This is a genomic window from Gillisia sp. Hel_I_29, from assembly GCF_000744275.1.
Taxonomy (GTDB): domain Bacteria; phylum Bacteroidota; class Bacteroidia; order Flavobacteriales; family Flavobacteriaceae; genus Gillisia.
Genome location: NZ_JQLP01000005.1, coordinates 791,724 through 806,275 on the forward strand (window position 1 = coordinate 791,724; position 14,552 = coordinate 806,275).

Sequence of the window (14,552 nt, forward strand, 5' to 3'; positions counted from 1 at the left end):
ATTTTATATTTTAAAAGCAGAGTTTAGAGAAGAAGATTTTGGTTTGTTCCTTATATAATTGCAATGGGATTCTGTGACCTAGTTTAGGGTCTATATGGATGTCTATTTCTTCTTTACTCGTATTGTTACTTAAGAATGATAAAGTCTCTTTAGGATCTACTATATCATCAACTCCACCAAGCGCAAGCTGTTTAAAAGAATTCCCTTTAATGTAATTAGTCTGGAATTTATGATCTCCTTCGTGTTTAGATAAAGGTGGATTAAATAATAAGCATGGCCGACCAATTACATCTGAAATTATGTAAGAATTAAGTGCTCCCATACTACTTCCGATAACTACATTAATCTCAGTTTCTTTTACCTTTTCAAGTATGAGCTCTGGTAGGATGTGCTTTAGATTGTAGTCCAAATCTGGTGCATAAACGGTTCCATACTTTTCAAGTACTTGTCTTTTTTGATCGCTCAGTTTGCTCTTAAGGCCATGTAGATATAGAATATTCATTCCGTAATTTATTGATTAATGGCTAATAGACAAAAATTAAGCGACAAAATATGTCGTTTTACGGATGAGTATAAAATTTGTGTTAATAGCTCTTATTTTCCCGATCTGCTTCAATAGAAGACCTTAGTCTGATAAATATAGCATATGGAAATAAATTTATATTATTTGGGATCTGCAGGGAATCTAAATGTGACCATAATTGTCTGTAATCCTTTCCTTTTGTGAACTCTTTTAAGTCACCTTTAGTTAAAACTAAGCCAGTTTGGAAAACTTCTTCTAGCTGATCAAGGTTTTTGAATGAGCCATCTTTATCCTTGAAATGCTTTAATACAAAATTGTTCCATATATTTAGGTATTCCATGAGATTAAACTTTTTCTTAAAGGTGTTATCTTCATTTTTACTAAGATTTAAATTAAAGAATTTGAGCCACTTTTTAAATGTTCGATTATCTCTCATTTCTAATTCCTCTCTTGTATCTTTTATGGAAAATGTAATTTGAGGTGCAATGTTATTAATTATTTTATTTAGATCGAAAATACCTGAAGATTCAAAATCTTCACCAGATATATTTCGTATTTCTAGATCAAAATTTTTATATATCTTATAAAGAGTATTGATCTCATTTGTTGTTAGACCAGTTTTAAACGAACCATTTTTAATTTCATTGATTCTTCTGAAGAGTTCAGAAACAGAATCTATACCTTCAAAAACTGTGAGAAACTTCTTTATAGTATGATAACTTAAACTTTTTTTGATTTGCTGTTCTCTTTGTTTATCGGTACTGTTTTCTCTTATGATTTCTTGGATGAAATTTTCTGCTTTTTTTCTACTACCAAACACGGCAATTAGAAAGATATCAGTTATTTTAGTGATTGTTTTATCAGATTGTCTTTTTAAATAAGCATTTATTCCAATAAGTAGTTTTCCTGTCATAGTATAAAATTATAAAAAAAAGGGCAATGATTTCATTGCCCTTTTTTCTAATCTTCTCTCGAATGCCAATATTCATCATTGTTAGGATTTAATTGATTAGAATGATTGTCTAAATCTGCTTGGTTAGAATCTTCTCTTTTGTTTTTCATCACATTTAAAATTATAATTGTCTATGTTTCCAGGTCTAGACTTTTACCTTGAGTAGACAAATTTAAATAGTTAGATTTTAATTGATGTAAATGAATGCAGTATAGAGGAAGATATTGAAAACATTTTATTTTACTGGAAAATATAAAACATTTCGAGTAGTTGAGTCAAAGAATGGTCGCTCTCCACGAGCGTTAGTCGGCATGTTATTTACATGCTGATACCGCTCCTGTATTTTAGATACCAAGTCTTGAATATCTTTCTTAGTAGCAGGCTTATTTTCTGGTCTAGTCAATATTGCTTTAGAAAGCTCTACAGCTCCTGCTCCAATAGCAGAATTTATTATCCCGGCAGTATTAACTTTTTCTTTATAACTGTTATGTATGTAATCGTCATCTTTTGATTGATGAGGGAGTTCAATTCCTTTAACTTTTTGCCGGAGCTTAAATGCATTTACCCTACAACTTGTACTACAAAATTTCTGAATTCCTCTTTTCTTTGGTTTGTATTCTGCGCTGCAATAATTGCATATATATAGATGATTGTCCATGTTTTTTCCGTTAGTATAACGTTACCCTTACGGATAACTTCAATAATTTTAAGTTTCAGTTGTGGTTTATTGTCTCAAGCTTTCGCCTTCCCATTTGATAATATTGAACATTTCTGCTAAACGATCTCCAATTCTTGCACCGTATTTTTCAGAAATTTCTTTAGGGCTGAGATTCGTGGTTACGAATGATAATGCATGATTTCTGTATCTTTCAAATAATAGTTCTCCTATCAATTCATGATTATTAAACGCCTTCTTTTCAAAACCTAGATCATCTATATATAAATTTCCTTGTCTATATGCATCTAAATTGAATGTGCTTAAATTATCTTTAGTTGACTTCATGTATTGATCGACGAATGATCCAGTAGATATTTTTGGGAACCAAAAATCTTTGTTATTTAAGCCATATAGAAATTTTCCCATACGATGAAGGATCTCAAACAACATACTTTTTCCAACTCCTAAGTCACCATAGAGTAAAATTCCTTTATCTAAGCTAGCACGATTTTTTATCAGATTATGATTATTAAAAGTGGGCAACTTAATGAAATAGGGAAGAAGGGTCAAAACTATCTTTTCATTATCATCATTCAATATATATCCCTTAGGTTTGAAACGATGAAATAGCTTCCATATAAAGATTTTATAATCTTCCATTTCTTTCCCTTCAATTGTATAAATAGGTTTTCTTAAATTAGATTTGTCTATGATCTTTAATGTCTCTTTTATGTGTAAACTATTCATAGCTTTCAAGTCTTGAGGTTAAAGAATCATTAGTGGTGATTTTACCAACATTAGTTTTTTTTGAAGAATTAATCTCAGATAGTATCTGAGAACTATTCTTTCTTAAAACTGTAGTGCTTAAAATGGTTTTGCGCCAAAATTCACTGCTTGGATTTCTTAGATAATTAATGATGTCTTTTAAGTGCTTTTCTGAAATCTTGTCTTTCTGTAACATAAACCTTAAAGGTTCAAGCCAATTTTTATATTTGGCATCTTCAACTTTTTTTATCGGAATATTTTTTTGACTTGCATTGTCTAGTATAACTTTTCGTAATTCGATTCCATATTTATAAATTACTAAATCAACTATGGGGACTTCTGAAATTTCAATTTCAGATATCTTTTTGTGGTTTAGAGTTTTATTTGTTTGTGGTTTAATTATATCTACACTGCTTCGACTATGGTTCATTATTGCTTTATCAAGTGCTTTGTTATTTGCTTCTGCACTTTTGCATAATGCGATGACATTAGCAGAATGTTGATTTTTACTTTTGGTGATTAATTCAATAAACCCCCATTCGATTAAATCATTTAATGTATTCTTATAGGTATTGTAGTTACCAATGCCTACTGCTTCCATAGTCGAAACAGTTGGAATTCCGAACTTCCTTTTCCAACCTAGTCTATTACATAAATCGGCACTAAATAAATATAATGCTGTGTGCCTTGGTTTTACCTTATCGGGATTGGCAAAGCTGAAATCGAACCAATTCCGGGTTAATTCGTATCCTGTCATGATTACAATTTTAGAGTTTCCAATTGAACTATAGCATTTTCTACCTCACTTTGCTTGTAATAGACCCTCTTTCCAATACCGTATTTGATAAGAATTCCAGATTTAGTCCAATGGTGAAGTGTGGAAAGATCAATCTTAAGTAATTTTGCTACTTCTTGTCTAGTCAATAGCTCTTTGCTGGATGAAGATTGTTTTTCATTACGAAGCTCAATGACTTCTCTTTTTAACTCATTAAGAGCGTTAATTAGTGCTTTAATTTCTGTGTCTTGCATATTGAATTATTTTAGATTCAATGCAAAACAATTGCATGTCATTCCATGATATTTGCATAGGAGGTTATCAGGATGGAACTATTTTAACATTATTTCACACTTCGATTCCATTTTTCAAGTGCATCTTCTAAATTAATTAGAAACGGCGTTATATCTTTTGTTCTACTCCCAATGGTATCTAATTTTTGTTTTTTATTAGTTTCACCTAATTGGAGAAATGCCGCCATTTCTTCGTAAATGAATTTTTCTGATTTACCTCTAAGTTTTTTAGCCGCAATTAATGATTTGATCAATTCAGCAAACTCCAATTCAGTACCCATAAATTCTATTCCTGAATTTTGAATTTGATTTTTCTCATCGCTTTTCGTTGTATCATCTTTTTTATGTAATTCTTTAATAATTTGATCTACACTAGTGCTCAGAACTCTCTCAGCTTGATCAAATCTGTTGAAATGGCCTGGGAAAAAAAGATCACAAAACTCATGAACTTCAGCATCGAAAATCTCTTCATGTTTCTCGATTTCTGTCGTTTCTTCAATGGTTTTTTCAAAATTGGTAATTAATGGAATGTGTTCTTTATTCAATTGCATCGTTATAAACATTGGATTTGTTTGTGCTTTATTGATGTTATCATTAACAAATCGTTTTTTAAACTCTAGAAAGTCTAATTTTAAGAGTAAAAGTTTCTCTAATTCAAACCTTGTAGACTGCTCAATATAATTGTAAACGTCTATAGTAGTGAATTCTCCTTTTTGACACTTTTTAAGAAAGACTTTGTTTGATTTAATCTTCATTTCTCCTGATTTTGATTTCTGTAAAATTGATCAATTTGTTCAGCATAGTCGTAGCTAGTTTTACCTATGTAATTCTGAAACATTTTTTCGGTACTATGACCTGTTATTTGCATAATTAGTGGTGTAGGAAGAATACCGTATTGATTGGTGGCAAAACTTCTTCGGCAAACATGGGATGTTATGAGTTTCCATTTTTCATACGTTCCCTCTACTTTTCTCTTATCTTGGTGATTTACTTTCTCATTTTCCTTTTTAGGTATCATGCTGCCTTCAATTAATTCATTGATCTTAGCCTCTTCACATACTTCCTTTATATAGGTGTTAAAATTTTGCATACTTATTTTATGAGGCAATCCTTCTTTCAAAATCTCTTTTGTGGTGGGTAAAATTGGAATTGTAATTTGCTTTCCAGTTTTTTGTTGTTGCAGTTCAATGACTTCTAATCTATTTCTCTTAACGAAATTATCTTGCGTTAAGTTTAGGAGATCTCCACCTCGTTGACCAATGTTACAACCCAATAGTAACCATTTTCTTGCGTTTTTTAAATAGCTCTTTTCGTAAGTATGATTTTTTATTTTTTCTAATTCTTGAGGACTTAAATATATAATATACTTGCTCTTGCTTTTTCCTCCTTTAACCTTTCTCAACTGCGGACTTATTTTCAATCCTTGAATCTGAGCGTCATTACATACAGTTTTGATATCATCAACTTTTTTCCTTGCATAGCTCTCTGCATATTTTTTCTCATTTAACATCCAGCCTAAAAATTTTCTCCCAAAATTAATATCTATTTCACTAACCTTAATCTTCTTCTTACCCTGATACTCATTTATAATTCTTTTCAAATTTTTATAAGAATTAATTCTGCTATTAGACAACCCAAGGCCGCCTTTAGAATTTTCTCTAGAATTTGCAGTATCAATGATATGTTGAATATTGTCGATTAGTAGATCGCTTATAACGTTATCACTTTCAGAGTTTGTCGGATTGGAATCATTATTAAATGTTTTAATAATTTTTTCAAGCCATTCATCATCGATATCGTCAACATTAGATTCATTAAATCCTTCTTTAATTTTGATGGAAAGGTTTTGAAGTTTTACATCTAGATTTCTTAAGTGTGGGTTTCTAAGATGTGGTGATTTTTTAACAGAGCTCCAATCTACTGGCGAAATTGTTTTCTGGGTACTTTTAGAAATATCAAATCTTCTGCCATGTCTAAATCGGACATATATAGTTGCTGGATCCTTTTTACCTTTAATTAAATATGTTATTGTAGCCATTTCTTAAACTTTATACAAACTTAAATATTGTCGGGAAACTTTCCCCGAAATCATCTAATTATTTCCCCACATTATAGAAGTGTAGTTCAATTGCATGAGATTGAAATGAATTGAAAAATTAAATAAATCTTTATTGATAAGGCTTTTAAGAGATTGAATAGAGATGATATTAATAGTATGAGATTGTTTCCCGTGTATAAAAGTTAGTCCCGCTCCGAGTACAAAAACCCTCTTTATCTTTATGATTTAGAGGGTTTTCTGTTTTATAGAATTAAAGTTCTCTCATCGCTCCTGTAATATTTCAAACCATTGAGAAGAGATAATGCCAATTTGAGCATTAAAGGAGGCAATCACAGGAATACTGCGATAGCCGATTTTTAGCGTCTTATCTAAATAATGTTTTTAGACAACCTTTTGGATCCTGATTTTTACGGATTTGCTTATCGGGGTATTGCTTCTTTCAGCGAAGTGATTGAAAGGTACTAATGGGTTAGTTTCTGGAAAATATGCAGCCACATTGCCAAATGGAATTTTATATGGTAAAACTTTGAACTTATAAGCCATCCTCTTCTTATTATCATAAGTACTGGACAAGTCTACAATGTCAAATTTCTTTAAATTTCTTCTATCCATATCGGCCTGGTTCATAAAAATAACGCGGCGCTCATTATAAACTCCACGATATCTATCATCTAGACCATAAATTGTGGTATTAAACTGGTCATGACTTCTAATAGTCATCAGCATAAGTTCATCTTCTTGTAATTTATGGTCGGGAAGTCTGTTTATGCTAATCTGAGCCTTTCCATTGGGAAGCATGCTAAAATCTCTATGGCGAGAATTATTAGGTAGATAATAACCAAAACCTTTAGATTGTTTGCTGGTCTTTTCAAAACCTTTAGCTACCAGGTCTATTTTCTCCCTTATAAGCTCATAATCTTCACCCATAGCCTTCCAAGACACGGGATGATCTTGCTTAAAGAAAGTATGCCCTAGGTTTCCAATAATTTCTGGTTCACTCATGATATTTGAAGAGGCCGGTTTTAACACACCTTTAGATTGTCTTACGCGCCCCATGCTACTTTCCATAGTTAGAAAACGAGTATTGCCGTTCTTCTCATCTTTTTCAGACCTACCAAAAGTTGGTAATATTAATGCGGTTTTACCTGTAACCAGATGAGATCGATTTAATTTTGTACTTATTTGAACTGTTAATTTACAATTGTTCAAAGCCTCTGCAGTATAATCTGTGTCTGATGCAGCCATTAAGAAATTACCACCCAAAGCCACAAAAATACTCGCTTTCCCGGAATGCATTGCCTCCATAGATTCTACCACATCAATTCCTTTTTTGGTTGGTGGGTTAAACCCCATGTGCTTTTTAATACGTTCATTAAAATCTTCATCTATGTAGTGCATAATCCCTACGCTGCGATCTCCTTGAACATTACTATGTCCACGAACAGGGCAGGTACCTGTATTAGGTTTTCCTATTGCACCTTTTAAAAGCAATAGATTTACGTATTCTCTAATGGTCTCAACACCATTTTTATGTTGGGTTAAACCCATAGCCCAGCAAATAATGATCTTAGATTTTTTAGCTAATATTTCTACAGCCTGATTAATTTTTTCGTTAGATACACCAGTCATCATTAATAATTCTTCCTCATCAAAAGATTTGAGATCTTCTATCAATTCTGAATAGCCCTGTGTATAGTCATTTAAAAATTCATGATCAAAAACAGATTCATCTAAAACATCTCTTTCAGCTAAACGTTTTAAGATGAGCTTTACTAAAGGAATATCCTGATTGATATTTACAGCTAAATGTAAATCTGCAATGTCTTGGCCCGTACCCACCAATCCTTTTAAATTTTTAGGATTTTTGAAATTCACAAGTCCGGTTTCCTCAAGTGGATTTATTGCAATGATGTATCCACCGTTTTCCTTACATTTTTCTAAAGCCGTTAACATTCTAGGGTGATTGGTACCAGGATTTTGTCCTGCTATAATGATAACCTCTGCCTCGTAAAAATCTTCTAATTTTGTACTTCCTTTTCCTATTCCTAATGTTTCGGTTAATGCAACACCACTAGATTCATGGCACATATTACTGCAATCTGGCATATTATTGGTTCCGTAAGCACGTACAAACATTCCGTATAAAAATGCTGCCTCATTACTGGAGCGACCAGAAGTGTAAAAAATTGCTTCATTTGGAGACTCAAGTTCACCTAATTCTTTAGAAATAAGATCGAATGCCCCTTGCCATGAAATAGGTTCGTAATGTATCTTTCCTTCTCTTAAAACCAGCGGCTCTACTAATCTTCCAAATTTGTTTAGTTGAAAATCTGTTAATTCAGATAGTTCTTCAATGGAGTATTTCTTAAAAAATTTTGCATCTATATGACTGTGAGTTGCTTCATCTGCCAATGCTTTTGCACCGTTCTCACAATATTCTCCAATTTTAGAAGGGTTTTCAGGATCTGGCCATGCGCAACTTGGGCAATCAAATCCATCTTGTTGGTTAATTGTAAATAGACCACGCATAGAATCTACCACGCCCATTTCTTTAAATGTATGTTTGATGGTTTCCTTTATCGCAAGTTTTCCCGCAGCATGGGTAACAGGATCACTAAATTTTAGATCTCGAAATTCTGTAGGACCTCTATGATTTACTTTTCTATTGTTCTTATTTTCCATGTTAATGCGCTAGAGATTTAGGGTTAGGATAATTATTAGATTCATCTTCGCCTCTATCTTCCAGGCACGTGAAATCTTTTTCTAGTAGAATATCTATTGTTCTATTATTATTGGTTGGGGCAGTATGGGAAAAATCAACTTTGTTGTTAAAATACCATCCTTCTATAAGTTTTTCAGGAACGTGTAAGAAGATTTTATTGTTCGTAAAATCTATGGCTAATACTTTAACATCAGATACAACCACAGCGTAACTAAAATCTATACTCGGGAAGTTAGTTATTTCTTCTATGTAGTTGGTTCTACATAAAATTTCTACTTCATCTTTAGTCAATCTAAAACGCACAGAATTTCCACGAATTCTTATTTTCATTGCAACTTTCTTTAAATTAAAACTGAATTTTCATCAGCTACTCTTTAAAGTTAAATGATTTCAGTTAAAAATTTTACAAAAGTGGTACAATTTGAGAATACTTTAATAACCTTTTAAGCTTCAATAAAACTTAGCTTCTATTCAAGGTATTTTCTGAAAGGCTTTATAAGATTTTTAATTTGAAATTACAGTCTAGCTTTAAGTCACAGATAGGTATGAAATATGGAATATTTAAACGCTAATTACAATCAGGAAATAATATGTAGCTTCTAGAAAATGCATAAATTTATCATAGAAATTAGGTATTTTATATAACAGTATATCGGTTTTTTAAAAAAAAAATCTAGAGAAATATACTTACACAATATTTATGATGAGATCAGATTTAGAAGTCTTCATTTTAGCCGGAGGAAAAAGTAGAAGGATGGGTTCTGAGAAAGGGCTTGTAAATTTTCATGGAGAACCCATGATAGTGCGTATACTAAAGGTACTTGAAAAATTAGATCTTCCAGTGCGTATTATTAGCAGTAATAGTGATTATTTAGAATTTGGAACTCCGGTATATCAAGATCTTATTCCAGATAAGGGGCCTCTTGGAGGTTTGTATACGGCATTAGAAATATCAAGCGCTCCAAAGATCATTTTGCTTGCTTGTGATATGCCATCTATTAATATTGAAGCACTTCACAAACTTATAGAAATGTCTAATTCCGAAGAATTGATTGTAGCTACAGATGGTAAGACTATTTCTCCATTTTTTGCATGTTATCCCAATTCTATTAAAGCCGATGTTAAAAGAGCAATATTAGAAGATAAGCTAAAGATGCTGGATTTTATTTATAATCATCCACATAAGATATTGAATTTAATAGCCGTTGGAGAAAGAGAAGTGTTGCAAAATTTGAACACTATGAAAGAATTAAACGAAGCAGAAAATAATATTAAATAAAACAAGACAACAGAAGAAATACAGCTAATTAAGAATGCTAAATTGAAGATATGATTGTAAATACTACTAATGAGGGTTGGGAAATTTTTTCTCATTCTGCTCATGGTTTATTAGCGGGAAATATTGCAAATCATCTTGCTGAAAAATTTAAACATGAAAATTGGATTGCAACATTAACTGCTATTATTGAGCATGATGATAGGCAATTAAATTTTGAAGAAAAGAATTATCTTACTGAAATAGGCACTCCTTTAGATTTTCTTGATGAGCACAGAACAACCCATGATATTTTGAGTAGGTCTCAAAGACTTTTAGATGAAGCACAGAAAAAGTCTACGTGGGTAGCAATATTTATTATGCATCATCTACAATTTATATATAGTGAGGATGCTAAAGAGAGCAAAAGGGTTTCTAAGTTCTTGTCTAATCTGGAAGCAAAGAAAAAGAACTTTATGAGCAACTATAAACTAAGTTCTAGTGATGTAGATAGTATATATCAAATCATGGTTTTTGCAGATAGGTGCTCATTAATAATGTGTCAGAACGGAATACCATCTCTAGGTAGAAAGTTAGAAATAAATACTAGTATTGGGGGTAAAACCTATTTTATAATGCAAAATGAAGCTGAGCAAGTTAAGATTGAACCATGGATTTTTGAACCCTCAGAATTTAAAATTACCTGCGAATATAAATTATTAGAAAAAAGTTCTTTTTCTAGTAATAAGCAATTTGAAACCGAATTAGAAAAGTCTTCTATAAGAATTAAAGAGTGGACACTTAAAAAATAATTTGCGTACTTAAGAACAATTTCACATCTACACGTAATTTAAAGTTAAATCTATTTTATAGCATTTCGCTCTGAATGAAATGGAGTAATTTTTAATTTTGAAATGTAAAAATTTAATAACTAAACATCATTAATATGAGATCTGTTTGGAATGGAAGTATTGGGTTTGGATTGGTATCAATTCCGGTAAAATTATATTCAGCTTCAGAGGAGCGGGGGCTAGATCTAGACATGTTGGACGTTCATGATGAGGCTCATATAAAATATAAGCGTGTAAATGAAAAAACCGGAAAAGAGGTTAAATGGAAAGATATTGTAAAGGGCTATAAGTTAGATGATAAGTATGTTATTCTAGAGGACGAAGATTTTGACAATGCGAATATCAAAAAGAGTAAGACCATAGATATAGAGTCTTTTGTAGAGGATACAGAAGTTGCAGATGTGCTTTTTAAAAAACCTTATTTTATTGAACCTCAAAAGGAGAGTGGGAAATCCTACAATTTACTTCGTAATGCTTTAAAGAAAACGGGTAAATTAGGAGTCGCAACTTTTGTGATGCGTCAAAAAGAGAACCTATGTCTTATAGGGGTTTATAAAGACGTTTTGGTATTGCATGTAATAAGATTTTCTCATGAGATAAGAGATGCTGAAGAGCTTAATATACCTAAAACAAAGGTGCTTAAGAAAGAAGCCGAGATGGCAGAGTCTTTAATAGAACAATACACAGAAAAGTTCGACTTTAAAAAATACAAAGATGTGTATAATACGCAGTTATTAAAGATCATCAAACAAAAGTCTAAAGGCAAAAAGAGCAAAATAGATAAAGTAGAAGATACGCCTACAGCAGCTAAAGATCTAATGGCTCAATTAAAGGCTAGTCTTGAGCGTAAAAATTCCAAAGCATCTTAACGTGGGCCTCGATAAATATAATAATAAGAGAGACTTTAAAAATACCCGAGAACCCGAAGGAAGATTAGATAATTCAAATTTAAATAGATTTGTAGTGCAGCGTCATAAGGCGAGTTCTTTGCATTACGATGTGCGTTTAGAAATGGGTGGTGCCCTTAAAAGTTGGGCGGTGCCAAAAGGGCCTTCGATGAATCCAGAAGATAAGAGACTTGCTGTAGCAACCGAAGATCATCCTGTTGAATATCTCACTTTTGAAGGTGTTATTCCTAAAGGTAATTATGGAGCAGGGTTTATGAGTATTTGGGATGAAGGAACTTACAGCACAAAATCTGATGCAATAGAAGAATATGAAGCTGGAAAATTGAATGTTCATTTTTCTGGACGAAAGCTGAAAGGATTATTTTCTTTAGTGAAAACCTCCTATCAGGGGAAAGAAAATCAATGGTTATTAATAAAAACATCGGATGCTTATTCCTTAGAACAGACTTATGATGCAGAGATATATAAAGAGGAGCTCAGTCTGGATCATAACTTATCTCAAAGAACTTCCCTTTTAGATAGTACTATCAAACCAATGTTAGCAGCACCGGGTTTAGAGGTTTTTAATAGCCCAGATTGGATCTATGAAATTAAATATGATGGTTACAGGGTTATCGCACATCTACATGAAGGTGAAGTTTTATTGCAATCACGAAATGGGATTGTACTTAATAATAAATTTCCAGAAGTAGTAGACGAGCTAAAGAGTTATATGCATAATTCGGTTTTAGATGGTGAGGTAATATTTGTAGATAATAATGGAATTCCTCAATTTCAGGAGTTACAAAATTATCCAGAAACTACTAAAAAAGGAACTTTGCAGTTTATGGTTTTTGATTTGCTATACCTTAACGGACATAATACAATACATCTACCTTTAATAGATAGAAAATCTTTATTAAAAGATCTTATTGCTGAAAGTAATACAATTGTTTATTGTGAACATATCTCGGGCATGGGCAAGGCTTTGTATAATAGAGCTGTAGATCTTGGAATGGAGGGCATTATTGCGAAAAAAGCAAGTTCTACCTATGAACCTGGTTATAGAAGTGAAGATTGGTTGAAAATAAAACCAACAAAAAGTAGTGAGGCTATAATATGCGGTTATACAGTTTCAGACAAAAATAATAGAGCTTTTGGATCTTTAATTCTTGGGATGGTTAATGATGAAAAATTGGTTTACGTAGGGAATTGCGGAACTGGTTTTTCTGATAAAAATTTACAGGAAATTAAAAGTAAATTAGATCCTTATATAGTAAAAGAACATCCATTTGAAACTAGCCCTAATTTAAAAGGAAGAAATGCTATTTGGGTAAAACCAGTTCTTATTGGTGAGATCACTTTTTCAGAATGGACCAAAGATCACAAATTGCGGCATCCGGTTTTTAAAGGTTTGAGGCAAGATAAGGAACTTCCAGATACAATTATAGCTCCATCAATTCTGAAAGAATCAGGAACTTATTATTCACCAGACTCAAAAATAAAAGCTAGTGATGAGAATGTCTTAGCACTTAATGGAGTTCATGTTCCTATCTCAAATTTAGAAAAAGTTTATTGGCCAGAAAGCGGCTTGCTAAAATATGATCTAATAGATTATTATCTTCAAATAGAAGAATACATAGTTCCTTATTTAAAAAACCGACCTCAAAATTTACACAGACATCCCAATGGAATAACAAAGCCAGGTTTTTATCAAAAAGATAATGAATATCTACCAAGATGGATAGCTACAGAAAAGATAGAGTCTAAAGCTGCAAAGAAGACAATAGAATATCTTTTATGTCAAAATGAGGCAAGTTTATTATATATGGCCAATTTAGGGTGTATAGAGATCAACCCGTGGCATTCTACCATTCAGCATTTAAATAATCCAGATTATTGCATTATAGATCTAGATCCTTCAGAAAAAAATTCTTTTCAGGAAGTATTAGAGACTACACGTGTAGTAGGATCAATATTGCAACAAGCAGAGATCCCAGCTTTTTATAAAACTTCAGGATCTAGTGGTATGCACATTTATATACCATTAGGTGCTCAATATACGTATGGAGAATCTGTGAATTTTGCGAAACTCATTTGCATTTATATTCAGGAGCAGCTTCCTTTACTAACAACGTTAGAGCGTAGTTTGAGAAAGCGCGGACCAAAAATATACTTAGATTATCTGCAAAATAGAAAGGGACAGACCATAGTAGCACCATACAGTGCAAGACCAAAGCCGGGAGCTACTGTTTCTGCACCTGTAACCTGGCAAGAAGTAGAAGCCGGATTTAATATTATAGATTTTCACATCAAAAATATGCCTCAACGTTTAGCGCAAAAAGGAGATCTATTTAAAAACCTGTTAACAGAATCATTAGATATGGGAACGGCTTTAATAAAATTAGATGGCATATTTAATTAAAGATTTTTAAAAGTATAAAGGCGGAAACTTATATCGGTTGAAGCTGTAGTTTGAGAATATCTATTTTGAAACTACTATGGCTTAGAAGCAACGGAAGAAAATAATGCCGACAAGTTTCCAACAAATAAGCCCTACCCAATTTGTCTTTCACCAGCCGGCACCTTTTCATTTTACAAAATAACTTGCACGATTAGTGAAAGTTTATAATCAAATTCAAGCTTAAAGTAAAGATGTTTCACATCTCTATGAACTAAAAACAGAATCTTATTTTTACAAAATGGTTATACATTGCTCATATTGAATGAGTAACAATATATGATGTAATTAGCAGGACAAAAGGTAGGGTTCTTCCTAGGGCGAAAATAAGCAAAAACAGATAATCTTTGT

The 14,552-nt window shown here is 32.2% G+C and carries 14 protein-coding genes; 4 read left to right on the forward strand and 10 right to left on the reverse strand.

Annotated features, from left to right (window positions below):
• Positions 1-10: 10 nt before the first annotated feature.
• From P163_RS08635 to P163_RS08680, 10 genes are all read right to left on the reverse strand, one after another.
• Positions 11-502 carry a YqiA/YcfP family alpha/beta fold hydrolase gene (locus P163_RS08635; RefSeq protein WP_034889654.1) on the reverse strand — a complete coding sequence of 164 codons (492 nt, stop codon included), beginning with the start codon at positions 500-502 and terminating at the stop codon, positions 11-13.
• Between the two features lie 82 nt (positions 503-584).
• A complete protein-coding gene (locus P163_RS08640) occupies positions 585-1,436 on the reverse strand; it encodes a hypothetical protein (RefSeq protein ID WP_034889657.1) in 852 nt (283 codons plus the stop codon).
• Positions 1,437-1,710: 274 nt separating this feature from the next.
• Positions 1,711-2,133, reverse strand: a complete 423-nt coding sequence (locus tag P163_RS08645; RefSeq protein WP_034889660.1) for a hypothetical protein — start codon at positions 2,131-2,133, stop codon at positions 1,711-1,713.
• A gap of 66 nt (positions 2,134-2,199) precedes the next feature.
• The gene (locus P163_RS08650) at positions 2,200-2,880 is read right to left on the reverse strand and encodes a hypothetical protein (protein ID WP_034889663.1); all 681 of its coding nucleotides are present in this window, start codon (positions 2,878-2,880) and stop codon (positions 2,200-2,202) included.
• Positions 2,873-3,655, reverse strand: coding sequence for a hypothetical protein (locus P163_RS08655; RefSeq protein ID WP_034889665.1), 783 nt, complete (start codon positions 3,653-3,655; stop codon positions 2,873-2,875). The genes P163_RS08650 and P163_RS08655 overlap by 8 nt, the downstream gene beginning before the upstream one ends.
• Positions 3,656-3,657: 2 nt before the next feature.
• Entirely contained in the window at positions 3,658-3,927 is a 270-nt protein-coding gene (locus P163_RS08660; protein ID WP_034889667.1) for a helix-turn-helix domain-containing protein, read from the reverse strand.
• An 89-nt stretch (positions 3,928-4,016) separates the two neighbouring features.
• Positions 4,017-4,721 (reverse strand): hypothetical protein, encoded by a 705-nt coding sequence (locus P163_RS08665; protein WP_034889669.1) that lies wholly within the window; start codon positions 4,719-4,721, stop codon positions 4,017-4,019.
• Complete coding sequence (locus tag P163_RS08670; protein ID WP_034889671.1) at positions 4,718-6,004, reverse strand: phage integrase SAM-like domain-containing protein; 1,287 nt, start codon at positions 6,002-6,004, stop codon at positions 4,718-4,720. The genes P163_RS08665 and P163_RS08670 overlap by 4 nt, the downstream gene beginning before the upstream one ends.
• Positions 6,005-6,406: 402 nt before the next feature.
• The gene (locus P163_RS08675; protein WP_034889674.1) at positions 6,407-8,707 is read right to left on the reverse strand and encodes an FdhF/YdeP family oxidoreductase; all 2,301 of its coding nucleotides are present in this window, start codon (positions 8,705-8,707) and stop codon (positions 6,407-6,409) included.
• A 1-nt stretch (position 8,708) separates the two neighbouring features.
• Positions 8,709-9,077 (reverse strand): DUF7009 family protein, encoded by a 369-nt coding sequence (locus P163_RS08680; RefSeq protein ID WP_034889678.1) that lies wholly within the window; start codon positions 9,075-9,077, stop codon positions 8,709-8,711.
• A gap of 370 nt (positions 9,078-9,447) precedes the next feature.
• Here P163_RS08680 and P163_RS08685 point away from each other — a divergent pair, with 370 nt between their 5' ends.
• The 4 genes from P163_RS08685 (at position 9,448) to ligD (ending at position 14,165) form a co-directional block, all read left to right on the forward strand.
• Positions 9,448-10,026 (forward strand): molybdenum cofactor guanylyltransferase, encoded by a 579-nt coding sequence (locus P163_RS08685; protein WP_081891318.1) that lies wholly within the window; start codon positions 9,448-9,450, stop codon positions 10,024-10,026.
• A 50-nt stretch (positions 10,027-10,076) separates the two neighbouring features.
• Positions 10,077-10,814, forward strand: coding sequence for a DUF3891 family protein (locus P163_RS08690; protein ID WP_034889684.1), 738 nt, complete (start codon positions 10,077-10,079; stop codon positions 10,812-10,814).
• Between the two features lie 134 nt (positions 10,815-10,948).
• Positions 10,949-11,722, forward strand: a complete 774-nt coding sequence (locus tag P163_RS08695) for a Ku protein (RefSeq protein ID WP_034889686.1) — start codon at positions 10,949-10,951, stop codon at positions 11,720-11,722.
• On the forward strand, positions 11,694-14,165 hold the full coding sequence (gene ligD, locus P163_RS08700) for a DNA ligase D (protein ID WP_231556179.1): 2,472 nt from the start codon (positions 11,694-11,696) through the stop codon (positions 14,163-14,165). Before P163_RS08695 ends, ligD begins: the two co-directional genes overlap by 29 nt.
• The last annotated feature ends 387 nt before the right edge of the window (positions 14,166-14,552 follow it).

Bases quoted from the DNA above. Each gene is read 5' to 3' on its own strand.
- P163_RS08635 (WP_034889654.1), bottom strand. From the start codon at position 502: ATGAATATTCTATATCTACATGGCCTTAAGAGCAAACTGAGCGATCAA.
- P163_RS08640 (WP_034889657.1), bottom strand. From the start codon at position 1,436: ATGACAGGAAAACTACTTATTGGAATAAATGCTTATTTAAAAAGACAA.
- P163_RS08645 (WP_034889660.1), bottom strand. From the start codon at position 2,133: ATGGACAATCATCTATATATATGCAATTATTGCAGCGCAGAATACAAA.
- P163_RS08650 (WP_034889663.1), bottom strand. From the start codon at position 2,880: ATGAATAGTTTACACATAAAAGAGACATTAAAGATCATAGACAAATCT.
- P163_RS08655 (WP_034889665.1), bottom strand. From the start codon at position 3,655: ATGACAGGATACGAATTAACCCGGAATTGGTTCGATTTCAGCTTTGCC.
- P163_RS08660 (WP_034889667.1), bottom strand. From the start codon at position 3,927: ATGCAAGACACAGAAATTAAAGCACTAATTAACGCTCTTAATGAGTTA.
- P163_RS08665 (WP_034889669.1), bottom strand. From the start codon at position 4,721: ATGAAGATTAAATCAAACAAAGTCTTTCTTAAAAAGTGTCAAAAAGGA.
- P163_RS08670 (WP_034889671.1), bottom strand. From the start codon at position 6,004: ATGGCTACAATAACATATTTAATTAAAGGTAAAAAGGATCCAGCAACT.
- P163_RS08675 (WP_034889674.1), bottom strand. From the start codon at position 8,707: ATGGAAAATAAGAACAATAGAAAAGTAAATCATAGAGGTCCTACAGAA.
- P163_RS08680 (WP_034889678.1), bottom strand. From the start codon at position 9,077: ATGAAAATAAGAATTCGTGGAAATTCTGTGCGTTTTAGATTGACTAAA.
- P163_RS08685 (WP_081891318.1), top strand. From the start codon at position 9,448: ATGATGAGATCAGATTTAGAAGTCTTCATTTTAGCCGGAGGAAAAAGT.
- P163_RS08690 (WP_034889684.1), top strand. From the start codon at position 10,077: ATGATTGTAAATACTACTAATGAGGGTTGGGAAATTTTTTCTCATTCT.
- P163_RS08695 (WP_034889686.1), top strand. From the start codon at position 10,949: ATGAGATCTGTTTGGAATGGAAGTATTGGGTTTGGATTGGTATCAATT.